The organism is Pedobacter psychrodurus (assembly GCF_032678585.1).
Classification (GTDB): domain Bacteria; phylum Bacteroidota; class Bacteroidia; order Sphingobacteriales; family Sphingobacteriaceae; genus Pedobacter; species Pedobacter psychrodurus_A.
The window spans coordinates 1-934 of record NZ_JAVTSN010000134.1 but is presented as its reverse complement, the minus strand read 5'-3'; the positions used below and the strand labels follow the sequence as shown (position 1 = coordinate 934).

Sequence of the window (934 nt, the reverse complement as noted above, 5' to 3'; positions counted from 1 at the left end):
TTTTTTATCAGATAATCGTATTGCAGTTAGATTAGAAAATTGTTTGTCAGATTTATTATCTTCGGGAACAGCAGTCATCAATCGGTTAGCTCCAACCCATTCCTTAAAAGCTGCCTTTTATCGTATGCTATCGAACAAGCGATTGGAACATGATGATATTCTAGAAGGTGGTTATCGGCTTTGCAATAGCACTTTAAATTCACTTAAACATGTATTGTGCATTCAGGATACTACAGAATTCAATTATCGTGGCATCAGAAACAAGTTGGGAGAACTGGATCCGAATATCGGTCCGACCGGAAACAAAACTGTCCCGGGCTTCTTTTGCCATCCCATGCTGGTCGTGGATGCTGAAAGCTCATCCATTCAGGGACTTTCCTCGGTAATTATCTACAATCGGACATGGGACCAAAAGGATAAAAACGAGCGGAATTATGCTCAGTTGCCAATTCAGGACAAGGAGTCCTATCGATGGATCAAGAGCACTGAATTAAGCAGGGGAATAATTCCTGAAACAACCGTGATGACAGTTATAGGAGATCGAGAAAGCGATATCTATGAAGAGTTTATAGTGGTTCCAGATCAGCGAACCCACGTGCTGGTAAGATCCAGAGCGGATCGAAACCTCTCAGACAAGGGCAAGTTATATAGTAGGCTGGATGGTATTGTACCCCAGGGAAACTCTACTATCCATGTGAGTTCTACAAAAAAAAGAAAAGCCAGAATCGCTCATATGGATATCAGCTTCAGCAAAGTTACAATATGTGCCTCGCGTAATTATAAGGGAGAGCAAAAGACAGTTGAGCTATCTGCTATACTTGTTAAGGAACGGGCTGAAACCGTCCCTGATGGAGAATTGCCCATCTTGTGGCGCTTATTGACAACACATAGGATTGAAACCCTTGAACAAGCCAACCAATGCATTGAATGGTAT

The 934-nt window shown here is 42.1% G+C and carries 1 protein-coding gene; it reads left to right on the top strand.

What is annotated here, in order from left to right; genetic code table 11:
• Positions 1-934 (top strand): IS4 family transposase (locus tag R2S57_RS30370; protein WP_316848659.1); only part of this gene is annotated, 934 nt, incomplete at both ends.